Here is a 17,727-nt window from a genome sequence, read left to right on the forward strand (position 1 = left end):
GCCGCCCGGCTTTGTTACCCTTTGCGGTTCAAGGTTGTCTCAGGGCAGGTCGCATCCATCTAGAGGGGATCCGCGGCCTGTTTTGCCAGCCGCTCGCCCACTGCCCGCGCCCACATGACCGCCCCCACTTTCAGCAGCAGCCAGGTCCGCCAGGACTTCCTCGATTTCTTCCGCGCCAAGGGCCACACCATCGTGCCCTCGGCCCCGCTGGTGCCGGGCAACGACCCGACCCTGCTGTTCACCAATTCGGGCATGGTCCAGTTCAAGGACGTGTTCCTCGGCGCGGAGAAGCGCAGCTACGTGCGCGCGGCCGACGTCCAGCGCTGCCTGCGCGCGGGCGGCAAGCACAACGACCTGGATTCGGTCGGCTATACCGCGCGCCACCACACCTTCTTCGAAATGCTGGGCAACTGGTCCTTCGGCGACTATTTCAAGAAGGAGGCCATCGCCTGGGCCTGGGAGCTGCTGACCCAGGTCTGGAAGCTGCCGGCCGAGCGCCTGCTGGTCACCGTCTACCACACCGACGATGAGGCCTACGGCCTGTGGCACGACGTGATCGGCGTGCCCGCCGAGCGCATCGTCCGTATCGGCGACAACAAGGGCGCGCCCTACGCCTCGGACAACTTCTGGCAGATGGCCGACACCGGCCCGTGCGGGCCGTGCACCGAGATCTTCTACGACCACGGCGCGCACATCGCCGGCGGCCCGCCGGGTTCGCCGGACGAGGACGGCGACCGCTTCATCGAGATCTGGAACCTGGTGTTCATGCAGTTCGACCGCCAGCCCGACGGCACCCTGGTGCCGCTGCCGGCGCCGTGCGTGGACACCGGCATGGGCCTGGAGCGGCTGGTGGCGGTGCTGCAGCACGTGCACAGCAACTACGAGATCGACCTGTTCCAGACGCTGATCCGCAAGGCCGCCGAGCTCACCGGCACGGCCGACCTGGAGAACAAGTCGCTGCGCGTGATCGCCGATCACATCCGCGCCTGTTCGTTCCTGATCGTGGACGGCGTGCTGCCGTCCAACGAAGGCCGCGGCTACGTGCTGCGCCGGATCATCCGCCGCGCCCTGCGCCATGGCTGGATGCTGGGCGTGCGCCAGCCGTTCTTCAGCCAGCTGGTGCCCACCCTGGTGGCGCTGATGGGCGAGGCCTATCCGGAGCTGGCGCAGAAGCAGGACTTCGTCGAGCGCGCGCTGCGCGCCGAGGAAGAGCGCTTCGCCGAGACCCTCGACGCCGGCATGCGCATCTTCGAGGACGTGGCCGCGCGCGCGCAGGGCAGCATTCCCGGCGCCGACGCGTTCCGCCTGTACGACACCTACGGCTTCCCGGTCGACCTGACCGCCGACATCGCCCGCGAGCGCGGCATGGACGTGGACATGGCCGGCTTCGAGGCGGCCATGGAGCAGCAGCGCCAGACCGCGCGCGCGGCCGGCAAGTTCTCCGGCGGCACCGCGCTGCCGGCCGAGCTGGTCGCACAGCTCACGCCGACCGAGTTCCTGGGCTACGACCAGCTGCAGGCCGATGGCCTCAAGATCGTCGCCCTCCTGCACGACGGCCGCCCGGTGCAGCGCCTGGAGGCCGGCCAGTCCGGTCTGGTGCTGCTGGATCGCACCCCGTTCTACGCCGAGTCCGGCGGCCAGGTCGGCGACACCGGCCGGCTGCAGGGCGCCGGCGGCGCGTTCGCGGTCAACGACACGCTCAAGCTGGCCGGCCAGTTCCACGGTCACCTGGGCCAGGTCGAGCACGGCGCGCTGGCGGTCGGCGATGTCGTCGCCGGCGAGATCGACGCCCAGCGCCGCGGCGCGACCATCCTCAACCATTCGGCCACCCACCTGCTGCACGCCGCGCTGCGCTCGCTGCTGGGCACCCACGTGCAGCAGAAGGGCTCGCTGGTGGCGCCGGACCGGCTGCGCTTCGACTTCTCCCACTTCCAGCCGGTGAGCCCGGCGGAGCTGGCCGAGATCGAGCGCCGGGTCAACGCCGAGGTCCGCGCCAACCACCAGGCCGAGATCCACAACATGGGCATGCAGGAAGCCCTGGACTTCGGCGCGATGGCGCTGTTCGGCGAGAAGTACGGCGAGCGCGTGCGCGTGCTGCGCATGGGCGATACCTCGACCGAGCTGTGCGGCGGCACCCACGTGCAGCGCACCGGCGACATCGGCTTGTTCAAGATCGTCAGCGAAAGCGGCGTGTCCGCCGGCGTGCGCCGCATCGAAGCGGTGACCGGGCAGGGCGCGCTGGACTATGTCGATGGCGAGGAGCGTCGCCTGAGCGAGGCCGCCGGCCTGCTCGGCGGCAGCGCGGCCGAGGTGGTCGAGCGCATCCGCCAGCTCACCGAGCGCCAGCGCAAGCTGGAGCGCGAGCTGGAAAGCCTCAAGGCCAAGGCCGCTTCCGGCGCCACCGCCGACCTGGCCGGCCAGGCAGTCGAGGTGGACGGCATCAAGGTCTTGGCGGCGCGCCTGGAAGGCTTCGACGCCAAGGCCCTGCGCGACGCGGTGGACCGCCTCAAGCAGCAGTTGGGCGACACCGTGATCCTGCTGGCCGGCACCGAGGGCGGCAAGGCGGCCCTGGTGGCCGGCGTGAACGGGGCCGCAATGGGCCGGGTCAAGGCGGGGGAACTGCTGGGTCACGTCGCCGGTCTGATTGGCGGCAAGGGCGGCGGTCGCCCGGACCTGGCCCAGGGTGGTGGCGAGGACGGGCCCGCCCTTGCTTCTGCGCTGGCTGGGGTCACTTCTTGGGTGGCGCAGCGCCTGGCGGCATAAGCCCGACGCCTTTTCCCTTGCGGCTGGAGGTGACCGGCCGCTACCATGTTTCACGTCCATGAACTTATCTGGAAGCGTTTTTGGCACTACGCGGGCCAAATGCTTCCACCGGCTATACGCTAGCCGGCCTACGGAGAATTGAAATGCTGATCTTGACTCGCCGTGTCGGCGAAACCCTGATGATCGGAGATTCGGTCTCAGTCACCGTCCTCGGCGTGAAAGGCAACCAGGTGCGCATCGGGATCACCGCGCCCAAGGACGTTGCCGTGCATCGTGAGGAGATCTACCAGCGCATCCAGCGTGGCGATGAGGCCGGCGCCGACGATCGCGTCGAAGGCAACAGCTCCAACTGACAGAATGTTTGCCGTGGAGGCGTTCAGCCGGTATCCTTGCCGGCCGTCGCGCAATGCCACGGCACGATGTTGTTCGGAGTGATGCCCGAGAGGCCGAAGGGGCTCCCCTGCTAAGGGAGTATAGGGTCAAAAGCTCTATCGAGGGTTCGAATCCCTCTCACTCCGCCAGTCCTTGAAACCCGCCTTCCGGCGGGTTTTTCGTATGCGCGATTCGGTAGCTGAAGCACGGAATCGAATGCATGCCTGGTCGTCCATTGCCGCGCGTGTGGCGCGCACTCGCGCCTAAGCGCGGCGTGGGATCGCGATGGCATTCGGCGTGCGCCGTGCGAGGGGCCAGGCGCATACGCCTCGACGATTCACCGTAAGCGCTCCTGCAGCGCAGTGGCGTAAGCGACGCCTACTGTTGGCGCATCTGGACCATGCAATGCGCAGCGACTCGACTATCGCACCGACGCGCACAGACGGTCCGCGCGTTGTGCCGTGACATCGGCTCAGAAGTGCCGAAGAGAAGCCGGGGCGCCCCGGAACCGCGCCATGGATCGGCGGAAAACAGGCAACAAAAAAGCCAGTGGAGTCCACTGGCTTTCTTGTCTTTGTAGTGGCGCGCCCGGAGAGATTCGAACTCCCGACCGCCTGGTTCGTAGCCAGGTACTCTATCCAGCTGAGCTACGGGCGCGCTGCGAAGGAGCGAGATTATTCGGGTTTCGGGCCATCGCGTCAACACCTTTTCTCAACTTTTGTAGCGTGCCGCCGCCGATGCTGACGCGGCGCCGTCGCCAGGCGGGCTGCATGCAGTCGGTGCGCGCGATCCGCCGCGCTTTAGACCCCGTAATACGCCCGGTACCACGCCACGAACGCGGCAATGCCGGTCTGGATGGTCGTGGACGGCGCGTAGCCCACGTCGCGCTGCAGGGCGCTGACGTCGGCGAAGGTATCGGGCACATCGCCAGGCTGCAGCGGCAGCAGCTTGCGCACGGCCTTGACGCCGAGCGCGCGCTCCAGGGTGTCGATGTAGTCCAGCAGCTGCACCGGCGCGCTGTTGCCGATGTTGTAGACCCGGTACGGCGCATCCGAGGTGGCGGGGTTGGGCTGCAGCGGGTCGTAGTGCGGATCGGGCCCGGGAACATGATCGAGCGTGCGGATCACGCCTTCGACGATGTCGTCGATGTAGGTGAAGTCGCGCGTGTGCTGGCCGTTGTTGAACAGCTCGATCGGCTCACCGGCCAGGATGCGCCGGGTGAACTGGAACAGCGCCATGTCCGGCCGACCCCAGGGGCCGTAGACGGTGAAGAAGCGCAGACCCGTGGTCGGCAGGCGATACAGATGGCTGTAGGTGTGCGCCATCAGCTCGTTGGCCTTCTTGCTGGCCGCGTACAGGCTCAAGGGATGATCGACGCTGTCCTCCACGGCGAAGGGCAGCTTGCGGTTGCCGCCATAGACCGAACTGGACGAGGCGTAGACCAGGTGCCCGACCTCGCGGTGGCGGCAGGCCTCCAGGATGTTCATGAAGCCGACCAGATTGCTTTCCACATAGGCGTGCGGATTGACCAGCGAATAGCGCACGCCGGCCTGCGCGGCGAGGTTGACCACCCGCTCGGGCTTGAACGCGTCGAACGCCGCCTCCAGCGCCGGCCTATCTTCCAGCGCGCCATGGACAAACTGGAAACCCGGCTGCCCGGTCAGGCGCGCCAGGCGCGCCTGCTTGAGGGTGGGGTCGTAGTAGTCGTTGAGGTTGTCGTAGCCCAGCACGCTGTCGCCGCGCGCCAGCAGGCGCTCGCTCAGGCGCGCGCCGATGAAACCGGCCGCGCCGGTGACCAGGGTCTTCATGGTGTGGATCTCGTCTTCGAAATCATGGGAAGCGTCACAGGCGCGCATCGACCAGGCTGCGGTCCAGCACGCGCTGCACGTCGAACAGCACGCCGTCCTGGCGCAGCAGCGCGCGGATGCCGGCGGCGCCCAGGGCGATGAACTCGCGGTGCGCCACGGCCAGGATCACCGCGTCGTAGTGCGCCGCTGCGGGCGCGTCCAGCAGGGTCAGGCCGTATTCGTGGCGCGCCTGCTGCGCATCGACCCAGGGATCGTGGATGTCCGGCGCGATGCCGAACTGGCCCAGCTCGGCCACGATGTCCACCACGCGCGTGTTGCGCAGGTCCGGGCAGTCCTGCTTGAACGCCAAGCCCAGCACCAGCACGCGCGCGCCGGCCACGGCCAGGCCGCGCTGGGCCATCAGCTTGATCGTGCGCTGGGCCACGTGCGCGCCCATGCCGTCGTTGATGCGGCGTCCGGCCAGGATCACCTCCGGGTGATGGCCGACCTGCTGCGCCTTGTGGGTGAGGTAGTACGGGTCCACGCCGATGCAGTGGCCGCCGACCAGGCCGGGCTTGAAGCCGAGGAAGTTCCACTTGGTGCCGGCCGCGGCCAGCACGTCGCCGGTATCGATCCCCAAGCGATGGAACAGCAGGGCCAGTTCGTTGACCAGGGCGATGTTGACGTCGCGCTGGGTGTTCTCGATCACCTTGGCCGCCTCGGCCACGCGGATGCTCGGCGCGCAGTGCGTGCCGGCCGGCACGATCGCGCGGTAGAGCGCGTCCACGCGCGCGGCCGCCTCCGGGGTCGAGCCGGAGGTCACCTTGACGATGGTCTCCAGCCGATGGGCGCGGTCGCCCGGGTTGATGCGCTCGGGGCTGTAGCCGGCATGGAAGTCGCGGTTGAACACCAGGCCCGATTCGGCCTCGATGATCGGCACGCAGATCTCTTCGGTCGCGCCGGGGTAGACGGTGGATTCGAAGATCGCCAGGCCTCCGCGGCGGATCGCGCGCCCCACGGTGCGGCTGGCCGCCTCCAGCGCGCTCAGGTCCGGGCGCTTGTAGGCATCGACCGGCGTGGGCACGGTGACGATGAAGACCTCGCAGCCGGCCAGGTCGGCCGCATCGTCGCTGCAGCGCAGGCCGGTAGCGGCGCGCAGCGCCTCGCTCGAGGTCTCCAGCGTGCGGTCGTGGTCCGCCTGCAGTTCGGCCACGCGCGTGGCATCCAGGTCGTAGCCGATCGTGGCGGTCTGCCTGCCGAAGGCCACCGCCAGCGGCAGGCCGACATAGCCCAGGCCGATGATGGCGATCTTCGGTGCCGGGGAAAGCGTGAGGGACATGCGCGTGTCGTTGGAAGGGGCCCGACGCATAGCATCGCACCGCGCCGCCATCGGCGCGACGGACGCAGCTCAGTCGAGCGAAGCCGCCAGCCGCTGCGCGACCGGGTCCGGCTTGCGCATCCAGGCGAAGTGATCGGGCGTGGTCCCAAGCGCCTGACGGTCCAGCACGGCCACGCTGCGTGGACTGGCGTGCGCGAACTTCTCCATCAGTGCGCGCAGCGAGGCCGGCGGCCCCAGCCAGTCCTGTGCGAACAGCAGTCCGGTCATGGGGATCGTGCATGCGGCCATGGCGGCGTCGATGTCCACGTCCATGCCTTGACCGGCGTAGCGCCCGCCCAGGCCCACACGGCTCCAGTCCTCGATCAGGCCGCGCGCCTCGTTGCCGCCGAAGCCGATGCGATGGCCGGGCAGGGCGCCGCGACGGCGCGCAAGCCAGGGCAGGAAGCGGTACGCCAGCGGCAGCAGCGGCCCGCGCGGCAGCGGGAAGGTGCGCCAGTACGGCGTGCCGCTGGCGACCAGCCACAGCGCGTCGAAGGGCGTGTCGGTCAGTGCGGCGTGGCAGCCGGCCAGTTGTCCGCCCAGGCTGTGGCCGCCGATCACGCACGGCAGGCCAGGCAGGGCCTCGCGCATCGCCTGCGCGCTGACGGGGAGATCGAGCGTCAGCAGCTGGCGATAGCCCCAGTCCACCTCGCGCGAGGCACGCCAGCTGCTGCTGCCATGGCCGCGCGCCTCATGCAGGAACACGGCGATGCCGCGTTCGGCCAGGGCCTCGGCCAGCGGCACATAGTGGCGTGCCGCCACGCCCAGCGCCGGCAGCCACAGCAGGCTGGCCAGCGGCTGGGCCGGGACCCGGCGCAGCAGCGTCCAGCGATGGCCGTCGCCGGCCTGCAGCGACAGGCCCTCGTGCGCCTCAGCCATGGCTCCGCGCATCCCATCGCATGCGCCGTGGCCCAGGCCGACGCGCGCCGCCCGCTGGCGTCACAGCACTTCCGAGGCGAAGTCGGCCAGGCGCGAGCGCTCGCCGCGACGCAGGGTGATGTGCGCGCTGTGCGCCCAGCCCTTGAAGCGGTCCACCGCGTAGGTCAGGCCGGAGGTGGTCTCGGTCAGGTACGGGGTGTCGATCTGCTCGACGTTGCCCAGGCAGACGATCTTGGTGCCCGGACCTGCGCGGGTGATCAGCGTCTTCATCTGCTTGGGCGTGAGGTTCTGCGCCTCGTCGATGATCAGGTAGCGGCTGAGGAAGGTGCGGCCGCGCATGAAGTTCATCGAGCGGATCTTGATGCGGCTGGCGAGCAGGTCGTTGGTCGCCTGTCGGCCCCAGGCGCCGCCTTCCTGGTTATGCGTGAGCACTTCCAGGTTGTCGGTCAGCGCGCCCATCCACGGCGTCATCTTTTCCTCCTCGGTGCCGGGCAGGAAGCCGATGTCCTCGCCCACGCTGACCGTGGCGCGGGTCATGATGATCTCCCGGTAGCGCTGCTGGTCCATGGTCTGGGCCAGGCCCGCGGCCAGCGCCAGCAGCGTCTTGCCGGTGCCGGCGGTGCCGAGCAGGCTGACGAAATCGATCTCCGGGTCCATCAGTGCATTGAGCGCGAAGTTCTGCTCGCGGTTGCGCGCGCTGATGCCCCATACCGCGTGCTGGCCGCCGCGGAAGTCGTCGACCAGCGTCAGCGTGGCCTTGCCGTCCGGGTTGACCTTGACCACGCGCAGTTCGACTTCGTCCTCGCCCGGCAGGTAGAGGTACTGGTTGGGGAACCAGTCCTCCTCGTCGGCCATGGTCACCTCGTAGCTGGTGCGCCCGCCCTTGTCGCTCCAGGACTTCAGGTCGCCCTGGTGGCGATGCCAGAAGTCCTCCGGCAGCTGCGTGGCGCCGGTGTAGAGCAGGCTGAAGTCGTCCAGCGCGCGGTCGTTCTCGTAGTCCTCGGCCACCAGGCCGCTGATCGAGGCCTTGATGCGCAGGTTGATGTCCTTGGACACCAGGATCACCGGCGTGCCGGGATGCTCCTCGCGCAGCTGCAGCACCGCGGCCAGGATCTTGTTGTCCGGCGCGATGGTGCCGAAGGTGCGGCCCGGATCGACCGGCTTGAGCTGGAAGTGCAGCTGGCCGATCTGCGAGGGCTGGCGCAGGCTCAGGCCCTGCGGATGGACCAGCGTGATGCCCAGCTGGATCTGCTGGGCGTCGGCGCCGACGATGAGCTCGTTGAGGAAACGGCTGACCTGGCGCGCGTTGCGGCTGACTTCGGACATGCCCTTCTTGGCATTGTCCAGTTCCTCGATCACCTGCATGGGCAGGAACACATCGTGTTCCTCGAACTTGAACAGCGCGGTCGGGTCGTGCATCAAGACGTTGGTGTCCAGCACGTAGATGCGCTTGCTTCGGGTCATCGGCGGTTCCTGTTGGACGGACAGCAGCAGGCCACCACGGCCCGCGGGGCGGGGTGGTGGGGGTAAAGGAAAACAACGGGGGTCACTGGGATCGGGCGGCCTTGAGCGCGTCGAGCACGGCCTGGGCGTGGCCGGCGACCTTGACCTTGCGCCACGCCTGCACGATGCGCGCGTCGGGCGAGATCAGAAAGGTGCTGCGTTCGATCCCCAGCACCTGGCGGCCGTACATGTTCTTCTCGCGGATCACGTCGAAGGCCTTGCACAGCGCCTCGTCGGCATCGCTGACCAGCGGGAAGTCGAATCCCTGCTTGGCGCAGAAGTTGTCGTGCGACTTGACCGAATCGCGCGAGACGCCCAGCACCGTGGCGTCCAGCTGCCGGAACTGCGGCAGCAGCGCGTTGAACTCCAGCCCCTCGGTGGTGCAGCCCGGCGTGCTGTCCTTCGGATAGAAGTACAGCACCAGCCAGTGGCCGGCGAAATCGGCAAGCGTGGTGGAGGTGCCGCCGGACAGGGCGAGCGGCAGTTTCAGGGTGGACTTGGACAGGGCCTGGGCGGCAGGTGCCATCGTCAGAACTTCATCGGGTCCATGATCGCGTCCAGGTTCAGATGGTCGCAGAATTCGAGGAAATCGTCGCGCAGCGCGGCGATGTGCATGTTGGCCGGCACGCCGATGGTGACCTGCGCCGAGAACATCTCCGCACCGGTCTGCATCGCGCGGTAGCGCGTGGACTGCAGGTTCTCGATGGTGATGCCCTGGCGGTCGAAGAAATCGGCCAGCTGGAACAGGATGCCCGGCTTGTCGGCGGCCACCACCTCGACGATGTAGGGCAGCAGGTTGGACTGCACGACCTTGGCGGCGGTGCGGTACCAGATCAGCTTGAGGCCTTCCTCGCGCTCGAGGCGGGTCAGCATGGCCTCCAGCTTGGCCACCGCGTCCCAGGAACCGGTGGCCAGCGCCGTCACCGACACGTCCCGCCCGACCGTGGACAGCCGCGCATCGACCAGGTTGCAGCCCGAATCGGCGATCCGACGCGTCACGCCCAGCAGGGGCGACTCCGGATGCGTCGTGTAGGCGTTGATCAGGAGGTGGTTTTCGTTCGGCGAAGGCCGGGGCGTGGTGTCAGTCAAAGGGGCTTCCGGCATTGCAACGAGTCTGAATGGCGCCCGGGAGGGGGCCGGTGAAGCGCGGCCAGCATACTTGCCCGTCCTTTCGCGCCGCAAGTAACATCGCTGCCCGTGCGCGGCGTTCCGTGCGTATCACTCCCTACAGGCGAAGCGCTTGTTCCTTTCCGGTTGTATCACCGCCCTGGCCACGCCGTTTTCCGGCGTCGGCGACCTCGATCTGGATGCCTGGCGCGCGCTGCTTTCCCAGCAGCTGCGCGGCGGCGTGCAGGGCGTGGTGGTGGCGGGCTCGACCGGCGAGGCGGCCACGCTGTCGGAAGATGAATACGCCCAGTTGATCCGCGCGGCGGTCGAGCAGATCGGCGATCAGGTCCCGGTCCTGGCCGGCACCGGCCAGTCCAGCACCGCCAGGACCATCGCCCAGACCCGCCTGGCGGCCGCGGCCGGCGCGCACGCCGCGCTGGTGGTGACCCCACCGTACGTGCGCCCCACCCAGGCCGGTCTGGTCGCCCATTACCGCGCGGTGGCCGAGCAGGGCGGGCTGCCGGTGGTGCTCTACAACGTTCCCGGCCGCACCGGCTGCGACCTGTTGCCCGAGACCGTGGCCGAGCTGGCCGCTCATCCTGGCATCGTCGGCATCAAGGAGGCGGTGGCCGACCCGGCGCGCATGCAGGCGCTGCTGGCGCTGCGCACCGAGGCGTTCGCCGTCCTCGGCGGCGACGACGCCAGCGCCTGCCGGGCGCTGCTGGCCGGCGCGGACGGGCTGATCTCGGTCGGCGCCAACGCGCTGCCCGGCGCCTATCGCCGCCTGTGCGATCTGGCGCGCGCCGGCGACGCCGCCCGGGCCGACGCCTGGGACGCGCAACTGGCAGAATTCCATGCCTTCTTCGGCATCGAGTCCAATCCGATCCCGGTCAAGGCGCTGCTGCAGCGCGCCGGCATCGGCCAGGGCCTGCGCCTGCCGCTGCTGCCGCTGTCGGCCGCCCATACCGGGTTGGCCGATCGTCTGGCCGCACGGCGGGCCGTGCTCGAAGAACAATCCAGCCGCGAACCGCTCGCGGCCTGAATCAACAACGGAGAGTCATTCAATGCGTGTTTCCCGTCTTTCGCGTGTGGTCGTGCCGGTGGTGCTGGCGATGTCGATCGTCGGCCTGTCCGGCTGCAAGTGGTTCCACAAGGGGCCCAAGGGCGACTACGCGCTGAGCGAGCAGGCCCGCCCGCTGGAGGTCCCGCCGGACCTCAACCTGCCCAACACCGCCGGCGCCATGCAGGTGCCGACCGTGGCCAGCGGCAGCGCCGAGGGCCGTGGCCAGCAGGCCGCCCCGGCGGCCAGCAACACCTCCGGCTTCAACGTCCCCGGCAAGCGCGACGAGGTGTTCGCCAAGGTCGGCGACGCGCTGGGCACGGTCGATGGCCTGACCATCGCCAGCCGTGCGCAGCTGCTGGGCAGCTTCGATGTGACCTACCAGGGCGCCAGCTTCCTGGTGCGCGTGGCCGAGACCAGCTCGGGCGTCTACGTCTCGGCGGTGGATCCGCGCGGCCTGCCGGCCAATGGCCCGGAGGCCACGCGCCTGATGGCCGAGCTGAAGAACAAGCTGGGCGGCACCTGATCCATCGGGTCCGCGCAGTCCACGAAAAAGGCGCCTTGCGGCGCCTTTTTTGTTGGCTGGGGTCGCGCCGGGCCTGGACGGCCGCGCGGTGGGCTCAGCGCTGCAGCAGCGGCAGCTTGTCCGGCTTCCCTTCCCAGTCGCCCGCGTCGGGCAGCGGTTCCTTGCGCACGGTGATCACCGGCCAGGCCTTGGCCAGCTCGGCGTTGAGCGCTACGAAGCCTTCCTGCCCGGCCGGCACGTCGTCCTCGGGGTAGATGGCGTTGATCGGGCACTCCGGCTCGCACAGCGTGCAGTCGATGCACTCGTCCGGGTCGATCACCAGGAAGTTGGGGCCTTCATGGAAACAGTCCACCGGGCACACCTCCACGCAGTCGGTGTACTTGCACTTGATGCAGTTCTCGGTGACGACGAAGGGCATGGGCGTTTCCGGTATGACGTGCGAGGAAGGCTGCGCATTCTATAGGAATGCGCTTCCATCCCCGCCTGCGCGCCCGGGCGGCACAAACGAAAAGACCCGGCATCGGCCGGGTCTGATCGGGTCTCGCATTGCCACGGTGGCGCTCCCTAGGGGACTCGAACCCCTGTTTTAGCCTTGAGAGGGCCACGTCCTAACCACTAGACGAAGGGAGCGTTTTGGCCGTGACGGCTTGAGCTGGTTAGTATATTCGCAGCTTGGGCTCCCGGCAATCGGGTCAGCCGCCACATCAACGGACGCCGCAATCATCACCTCCGAACTTCAGCCCACCGTCATCCCGCGCGAAGCACACACCATCTCGCGCCGGGACATCAGCCCCAACGCTTTGCGCGTGCTCTACCGCCTGCGTGATGCGGGTTTTTCGGCCTATCTGGTCGGCGGCGCCGTGCGCGACCTGCTGGTCGGCCATCACCCGAAGGACTTCGACGTGGCCACCGACGCCACGCCCGAGCAGGTCAAGCAGCAGTTCCGCAACTGCCGCCTGATCGGCCGCCGCTTCCGGCTGGCGCACGTGGTCTTCGGCCGCGAGATCATCGAGGTCGCCACCTTCCGCGCCAACAGCGACGACGGCAGCGGCGACCGCGAGCTGCACGAGGACGGCCGCCTGCTGCGCGACAACGTCTACGGCACCATCGAGGACGACGCGGTCCGCCGCGACTTCACCGCCAACGCGCTGTACTACGCCATCGAGGACTTCTCGGTGCGCGACTACTGCGGCGGCTTCGAGGACGTGCAGGCGCGCCGGCTGAGGCTGATCGGCGATCCCGAGCAGCGCTATCGCGAGGATCCGGTGCGCATGCTGCGCGCGGTGCGCCTGGCGGCCAAGCTGGGCTTCACCATCGACGGGCCGACCGCCGCGCCGATCCCCGAGCTGGCCCCGCTGCTGGCCGAGGCCGCGCCGGCGCGGCTGTTCGAGGAAGTGCTCAAGCTGTTCCTGTCCGGCCATGCCGTGGCCAGCTTCGAGGGCCTGGAGCGCACCGGCCTTTTGACCGTGCTGCTGCCCGAGAGCGCGGCGGCGCTGAAGTCCAACCGCAGCGGCGCGCTGCGCGCCATGGTGCTCGAAGGCCTGGCCGGCACCGATGCGCGCGTGGCGGCCGATGAGCCGGTCTCGCCGGCCTTCCTGTTCGCCCTGCTGCTGTGGCCGGCCTACTGCCGCGCGCTGATCGGCCTGCAGGCGCAGGGCACGCATCCGGAAGAGGCCGCGCGCCGCGCCGCCGACCGGGTCACCCTGCACCAGCTGACCACCATCGCGCTGCCGCGTCGCTTCTCCCTGCCGATGCAGGAGATCTGGCTGCTGCAGTCGCGCTTCTCCCAGCGCCAGCGCAAGCGCGTGGTGCGCCTGCTGAGCCATCCGCGCTTCCGCGCGGCGTTCGACTTCCTGGTGCTGCGCCAGTCGGCCTCGCCCGAGCACGCCGCCGATGTCGCCTTCTGGACCCAGGCCCAGACCCAGTCCAACGAGGAACTGTCGGCCAGCCTGGGCCTGGAGCCGGCCATCGACAGCTATACCGACGAGGACGCGCCGCCGTCCAAGCGTCGCCGCCGCCGGCGTCGGCGCAGCGGCGCGGCCGGCGCCAGCGGGGAATGACCGCCCCGGTCACCGCCTGCATCGGCCTGGGTGCCAACCTGGGCGATGCGGCGGGCACGCTGCGCGCGGCCTTCGCGGCGATCGACGCGCTGCCCGACACCGCGCTGGTGGCGGCCTCGCCGCTGTACGTGACGCCGGCCTGGGGCGTGGAAGACCAGCCGGACTTCGTCAACGCCGCCGCGCGCGTGACCACCACGATGTCGGCGCCGGCCCTGCTGGCGGCGCTGCTGGAGATCGAGCGCGGCTTCGGCCGCGACCGCAGCCGCGAACAGCGCTGGGGTCCGCGCACGCTGGACCTGGATCTGCTGCTCTATGGCGAGGCGGTGATCGATGTGCCTGGTCTGCAGGTGCCGCATCCGCGCCTGCACGAGCGCGCCTTCGCCCTGGTGCCGCTGGCCGATGTGGCCCCGGAGCTGCGCATCGCCGGCCACGGCAGCGTGCGGGAAGCAGCTTTCCGCATCGACCGTGGCGCTATCGCCGCGTTATGAGTGGATAATGATCGGCTATGAGTACGCACGCCGACAGCAAGCCCTGGACCGTTCCCGCCCTGCGCCAGGCCAAGCAGGCCGGGCAGAAGCTGGTGATGCTGACCTGCTACGACTACGGTTTCGCCCGCACGCTCGACGCGGCGGGCGTGGACCTGGTGCTGATCGGCGACTCGCTGGGCATGGTGGTGCAGGGGCATGACTCGACCCTGCCGGTGACCGTGGAGGACATGGTCTACCACACGCGCATCGTCGCCCGCGGGCTGCAGCGCGCGCTGCTGGTGTCCGACCTGTCCTTCCAGTCCGACGCCACGCCTGAGCGCGCGCTCGAGGCGGCGACGCGCCTGCTGCAGGCCGGCGCGGAGATGGTCAAGCTGGAAGGCGCCGGCCACAAGCTGGAGGTCATCGCCTTCCTGAGCGAGCGTGATATCCCGGTGTGCTCGCACCTGGGGCTGACGCCGCAGTCGGTGCTGTCTTTCGGCGGCTACAAGGTGCAGGGGCGCGAGGACGCCGCGGCCGAGAAGCTGCTGGCCGACGCGATCGCGGTGGCCGAGGCCGGCGCCAGCCTGCTGGTGCTCGAATGCGTACCCTCCACGCTGGCCGCGCGCATCACCGCGGCGGTGGACATCCCGACCATCGGCATCGGCGCCGGCGCGCAGTGCGACGGCCAGGTGCTGGTGCTGCACGACCTGCTGGGCCTGGAGATGGGCCACCGCCGGCCGAAGTTCGTCAAGGATTTCCTGGAGCAGGGCGGCTCGATCGCCGGCGCGGTGCGCGCCTATGCCGACGCCGTGCGCGAAGGCCAGTTTCCCGATGCCGCCCATGCGTACTGACGCACGTCCGACCCCATCGACTCCGACGCGCGGGTAGGGCGCACATGATCGAAACCATCACTGAACTCGACGCACTGCGCGCACGCGTGGCCGGCTGGAAGCGCCAGGGCCTGAAGGTGGGCTTCGTGCCGACCATGGGCAACCTGCACGCCGGGCACTATTCGCTGGTGATGCTGGCGCGCCAGTACGCCGACCGCGTGGTGTCCAGCGTGTTCGTCAACCCGACCCAGTTCGGTCCCAACGAGGACTACACGCGCTATCCGCGTACGCCCGATGCGGATACCACCGGGCTGGAAGGCGCCGGCTGCGACGTGCTGTGGCTGCCCACGGTCGAGTCGATGTATCCGTTCGGCATCGAACTGGCCGCCAAGGTCCACGTGCCCGGCGTCAGCGGGGTGCTGGAAGGCGAGTGCCGGCCCGGCCACTTCGACGGTGTGTGCACGGTGGTCAGCCGCCTGTTCAACCAGGTCACCCCGGACCTGGCCGCCTTCGGCAAGAAGGACTACCAGCAGCTGGCGGTGATCCGGCAGATGGTCACCGACCTGGCCTTCCCGGTGGAGATCCTGGGCGGCAGCATCGTGCGCGAGGCCGACGGCCTGGCGATGAGCTCGCGCAACCAGTACCTCTCCGACGAGCAGCGCCCCGTCGCGGCCGAGATCCGCCGCACCCTGCTGCAGATGCGCGACGACCTGACCGCCGGCGCCCCGCGCGCCCAGGTCGAACAGGCCGCCGCGACGCGCCTGGCGCAGGTCGGCTACGTGGTGGACTACACCGTGGTGCGCCGCCCGGACCTGTCCGAGCCGGTCGACGGCGAGACGGGCCCCAAGGTGGCGCTGATCGCCGCCCGCCTGGGCACCACCCGGCTGATCGACAACCTGGAATTCTGAAAGTCGCGCAGGTTGGCCGATCGGACACGCCGTGCGCTGCTAGACTCGCCGGCCTGCTTTCCTGTCGCTGTCCTACGCCGATGCACCTGAGCCTGCTCAAGACCAAGATCCACCGCGCCACCGTCACCCATTCCGAGCTGAACTACGAAGGCTCGATCGCCATCGACGGCGACCTGCTCGACGCCAGCGGCATCCGCGAGTTCGAGCAGGTGCACATCTGGGACGTCACCAACGGTGCGCGTTTCAGTACCTACGCCCTGCGCGCCGACGAAGGCAGCGGCATCATCTCGCTCAATGGCGGCGCCGCGCGCCATGTGCAGGTGGGCGACATCATCATCATCGCCGCCTTTGCGAGCATGTCCGAGGCCGAGGCCGACGCGTTCAAGCCCACGCTGATCTACGTGGACGGGCAGAACCGCATCACCCACACCAACCAATCGATTCCCAAGCAGGCCGCCTGATGACGAACTTCGACGCGTTGCAGTCCCACGCCAACCGCCTGCGCGGCACCCGCGCGCCGGCCTTGCTGGAACAGGATCCTGCCCGCGCGTCGGAGCTGGCGCTGCGGGTGGGGCAGGTGTACGCCAGCTTCGCCCGCCAGAGCTATGACCGCCAGGCGCTGGACGCGCTGCATGCGCTGGCCTCGGACCTCGATCTCAAGGCGGCCTACCAGCGCCTGTTCCGCGGCGAGATCGTCAACCCGACCGAAGGCCGCTCTGCCCTGCACACCGCGCTGCGCAGCAACCTGACCGACGCCAAGGTCGCCCAGGACGCCTATGCCGAGGCGGCCGGCGTGCGCGAGCGCATGGGCAAGCTGGTGGCCGAGCTGGAGGCCAGCGAGGTCACCGACATCGTCAGCGTCGGCATCGGCGGGTCGGACCTGGGGCCGCGCCACGTCTCCGATGCGCTGCGCCCGCTGCAGCCCAAGCTGCGCGTGCACTTCCTGTCCAACGTCGACGGCGCCGCGGCGCAGCGCGTGCTGGCCGGCCTGAACCCGGCCACCACCGCCGCGATCCTGATCTCCAAGACCTTCGGCACCCAGGAGACGCTGCTCAACGGCAAGATCCTGGCCGACTGGCTGGGCGGCAGCGAGCGCCTGTACGCGGTCAGCGCCAATCCCGAGCGCGCCGCCAAGACCTTCGACATCCCCGATGCGCGCGTGCTGCCGATGTGGGACTGGGTGGGCGGGCGTTACTCGCTGTGGTCGGCGGTGGGCTTCCCGATCGCCCTGGCGATCGGCTTCGACAACTTCTGCGCGCTGCTCGACGGCGCCGCGCTGATGGACCAGCACGTGCTGGAGACCCCGGCCGAGTCCAACCTGGCCATCCGCCACGCGCTGACCGCCATCTGGAACCGCAACGTGCTCGGCCACGCCGCGCACGGCGTGATGACCTACGACCAGCGCCTGGCGCTGCTGCCCAACTATCTGCAGCAGCTGGTGATGGAGAGCCTGGGCAAGTCGGTGCGCATCGACGGCACGCCGGTGGACTGCGAGACCGTGCCGGTGTGGTGGGGCGGGGCGGGCACCGATGTGCAGCACAGCTTCTTCCAGGCGCTGCACCAGGGCACGCAGATCGTGCCGCTGGATTTCGTCGGCACCATCCACAACGACGATCCCTACGCCGAGAACCACATCGCGCTGCTGTCCAACCTGCTGGCGCAGTCCGAGGCGCTGGCCAACGGCCAGTCCAGCGACGACCCGCACCGCAGCTACGCCGGCGGGCGGCCGAGCACGATGATCCTGCTCGACGCGCTCACCCCGCAGTCGCTGGGCGCGCTGATCGCCATGTACGAGCACAGCGTGTACGCGCAGTCGCTGGCCTGGGGCATCAACGCCTTCGACCAGTTCGGCGTGGAGCTGGGCAAGCAGCTGGCCAACGGCCTGCTGCCGGCGCTCAAGGGACAGGCCCAGGCCGACGATCCGGTCACCCAGGCGCTGCTGGAGCAGATCCGCACGCGCTGAAAAGCTAAGGTGGGTTTTTGCGCATATGTAGAGCGGAGCTTGCTCCGCTGAGGCTTTACATGTGCGCTGTCCGAAGAGCAGCGGAGCGAGCTCCGCTCTACACAATGCGGCTTGTTCGAAGAGC

17 protein-coding genes and 3 tRNA genes are annotated in these 17,727 nt (G+C 69.1%); 11 read left to right on the plus strand and 9 right to left on the minus strand.

Features of this window, described 5'->3' with window-relative positions; genetic code table 11:
- Positions 1–114 precede the first annotated feature (114 nt).
- From alaS to QE438_RS03260, 3 genes are all read left to right on the plus strand, one after another.
- Positions 115–2,763 (plus strand): alanine--tRNA ligase, encoded by a 2,649-nt coding sequence (gene alaS / locus QE438_RS03250; RefSeq protein WP_307184026.1) that lies wholly within the window; start codon positions 115–117, stop codon positions 2,761–2,763.
- A gap of 143 nt (positions 2,764–2,906) precedes the next feature.
- Positions 2,907–3,116, plus strand: coding sequence for a carbon storage regulator CsrA (gene csrA / locus QE438_RS03255; protein WP_130518967.1), 210 nt, complete (start codon positions 2,907–2,909; stop codon positions 3,114–3,116).
- 75 nt (positions 3,117–3,191) lie between these two features.
- A tRNA-Ser gene (locus tag QE438_RS03260) sits at positions 3,192–3,284 on the plus strand.
- A gap of 431 nt (positions 3,285–3,715) precedes the next feature.
- On the opposite strand, the gene QE438_RS03265 is transcribed toward QE438_RS03260, so the two are convergent.
- The 7 genes from QE438_RS03265 to QE438_RS03295 form a co-directional block, all read right to left on the minus strand.
- Positions 3,716–3,792, minus strand: a tRNA-Arg gene (locus QE438_RS03265).
- Positions 3,793–3,935: 143 nt separating this feature from the next.
- The gene (locus QE438_RS03270) at positions 3,936–4,943 is read right to left on the minus strand and encodes an NAD-dependent epimerase (RefSeq protein ID WP_306992581.1); all 1,008 of its coding nucleotides are present in this window, start codon (positions 4,941–4,943) and stop codon (positions 3,936–3,938) included.
- Between the two features lie 34 nt (positions 4,944–4,977).
- Positions 4,978–6,261 (minus strand): nucleotide sugar dehydrogenase, encoded by a 1,284-nt coding sequence (locus QE438_RS03275; RefSeq protein WP_306992579.1) that lies wholly within the window; start codon positions 6,259–6,261, stop codon positions 4,978–4,980.
- Between the two features lie 69 nt (positions 6,262–6,330).
- On the minus strand, positions 6,331–7,179 hold the full coding sequence (locus QE438_RS03280) for an alpha/beta fold hydrolase (RefSeq protein WP_306992577.1): 849 nt from the start codon (positions 7,177–7,179) through the stop codon (positions 6,331–6,333).
- A gap of 60 nt (positions 7,180–7,239) precedes the next feature.
- Positions 7,240–8,643 (minus strand): PhoH family protein, encoded by a 1,404-nt coding sequence (locus QE438_RS03285; protein ID WP_130518959.1) that lies wholly within the window; start codon positions 8,641–8,643, stop codon positions 7,240–7,242.
- Positions 8,644–8,725: 82 nt separating this feature from the next.
- A complete protein-coding gene (locus QE438_RS03290; RefSeq protein ID WP_130518957.1) occupies positions 8,726–9,208 on the minus strand; it encodes a peroxiredoxin in 483 nt (160 codons plus the stop codon).
- A gap of 2 nt (positions 9,209–9,210) precedes the next feature.
- On the minus strand, positions 9,211–9,786 hold the full coding sequence (locus QE438_RS03295; protein WP_130518955.1) for a glycine cleavage system protein R: 576 nt from the start codon (positions 9,784–9,786) through the stop codon (positions 9,211–9,213).
- Positions 9,787–9,922: 136 nt separating this feature from the next.
- Here QE438_RS03295 and dapA point away from each other — a divergent pair, with 136 nt between their 5' ends.
- Together dapA and QE438_RS03305 are read left to right on the plus strand one after the other, a co-directional pair.
- Positions 9,923–10,831, plus strand: a complete 909-nt coding sequence (dapA, locus tag QE438_RS03300; RefSeq protein WP_306992575.1) for a 4-hydroxy-tetrahydrodipicolinate synthase — start codon at positions 9,923–9,925, stop codon at positions 10,829–10,831.
- Positions 10,832–10,853: 22 nt separating this feature from the next.
- Positions 10,854–11,375 carry a hypothetical protein gene (locus QE438_RS03305; protein WP_130522180.1) on the plus strand — a complete coding sequence of 174 codons (522 nt, stop codon included), beginning with the start codon at positions 10,854–10,856 and terminating at the stop codon, positions 11,373–11,375.
- A 94-nt stretch (positions 11,376–11,469) separates the two neighbouring features.
- On the opposite strand, the gene fdxA is transcribed toward QE438_RS03305, so the two are convergent.
- Complete coding sequence (gene fdxA / locus QE438_RS03310) at positions 11,470–11,793, minus strand: ferredoxin FdxA (RefSeq protein WP_130518949.1); 324 nt, start codon at positions 11,791–11,793, stop codon at positions 11,470–11,472.
- A 137-nt stretch (positions 11,794–11,930) separates the two neighbouring features.
- Positions 11,931–12,005: transfer RNA gene (locus tag QE438_RS03315), tRNA-Glu, on the minus strand.
- Positions 12,006–12,061: 56 nt separating this feature from the next.
- Here QE438_RS03315 and pcnB point away from each other — a divergent pair.
- The 6 genes from pcnB to pgi all read left to right on the plus strand — a co-directional run bounded on the left by pcnB (position 12,062) and on the right by pgi (position 17,603).
- Positions 12,062–13,435, plus strand: a complete 1,374-nt coding sequence (gene pcnB, locus QE438_RS03320) for a polynucleotide adenylyltransferase PcnB (RefSeq protein WP_235871729.1) — start codon at positions 12,062–12,064, stop codon at positions 13,433–13,435.
- Positions 13,432–13,923: a 2-amino-4-hydroxy-6-hydroxymethyldihydropteridine diphosphokinase gene (folK, locus tag QE438_RS03325; protein ID WP_306992572.1), complete on the plus strand. Its 492-nt coding sequence runs from the start codon at positions 13,432–13,434 to the stop codon at positions 13,921–13,923. Before pcnB ends, folK begins: the two co-directional genes overlap by 4 nt.
- A gap of 17 nt (positions 13,924–13,940) precedes the next feature.
- Entirely contained in the window at positions 13,941–14,753 is an 813-nt protein-coding gene (gene panB, locus QE438_RS03330; RefSeq protein ID WP_306992570.1) for a 3-methyl-2-oxobutanoate hydroxymethyltransferase, read from the plus strand.
- A 44-nt stretch (positions 14,754–14,797) separates the two neighbouring features.
- Entirely contained in the window at positions 14,798–15,640 is an 843-nt protein-coding gene (panC, locus tag QE438_RS03335; RefSeq protein WP_306992568.1) for a pantoate--beta-alanine ligase, read from the plus strand.
- Between the two features lie 80 nt (positions 15,641–15,720).
- Entirely contained in the window at positions 15,721–16,101 is a 381-nt protein-coding gene (panD, locus tag QE438_RS03340; protein WP_130518939.1) for an aspartate 1-decarboxylase, read from the plus strand.
- On the plus strand, positions 16,101–17,603 hold the full coding sequence (gene pgi / locus QE438_RS03345; RefSeq protein ID WP_306992565.1) for a glucose-6-phosphate isomerase: 1,503 nt from the start codon (positions 16,101–16,103) through the stop codon (positions 17,601–17,603). Before panD ends, pgi begins: the two co-directional genes overlap by 1 nt.
- Positions 17,604–17,727 lie beyond the last annotated feature (124 nt).

Source organism: Pseudoxanthomonas sp. SORGH_AS_0997 (assembly GCF_031453535.1).
Lineage (GTDB): Bacteria > Pseudomonadota > Gammaproteobacteria > Xanthomonadales > Xanthomonadaceae > Pseudoxanthomonas_A > Pseudoxanthomonas_A winnipegensis.